The sequence below is a fragment of the Streptomyces sp. RP5T genome (assembly GCF_003933965.1).
In the GTDB taxonomy this organism is placed as follows: Bacteria; Actinomycetota; Actinomycetes; order Streptomycetales; family Streptomycetaceae; genus Streptomyces.
Window position 1 is genome coordinate 1 of record NZ_RSAJ01001312.1, and the last position, 403, is coordinate 403.

Sequence of the window (403 nt, forward strand, 5' to 3'; positions counted from 1 at the left end):
GCTCGGAGTACCGCGGGCGCTACGGTCTGAGCGTGGCCGAGCTGGAGGCGTTCCACCGGCCCCGGCTGGAGGTGCTCGCGGCGGCCGGGCCCGACGTCCTGGCGCTGGAGACGGTCCCGGACGCCGACGAGGCCGCGGCGCTGCTCCGGGTGGTCCGCGGTCTCGGTGTGCCGGCCTGGCTCTCCTACTCCGTCGCGGGCGACCGCACCCGCGCGGGGCAGCCGCTGGAGGAGGCGTTCGCCCTGGCGGCCGACGTGGACGAGATCGTCGCGGTCGGCGTCAACTGCTGCGTCCCCGGGGATGTGGACACCGCGATCGAGACCGCCGCGCGGGTCACCGGCAAGCCGGTCGTGGTCTACCCCAACAGCGGGGAGACCTGGGACGCGGGGGCACGGCGCTGGGA

1 protein-coding gene is annotated in these 403 nt (G+C 76.2%); it reads left to right on the forward strand.

Annotation, left to right across the window (positions count from 1 at the left end; genetic code table 11):
• Positions 1–403 (forward strand): homocysteine S-methyltransferase family protein (locus EHS43_RS45975; protein ID WP_185806710.1); only part of this gene is annotated, 403 nt, incomplete at both ends.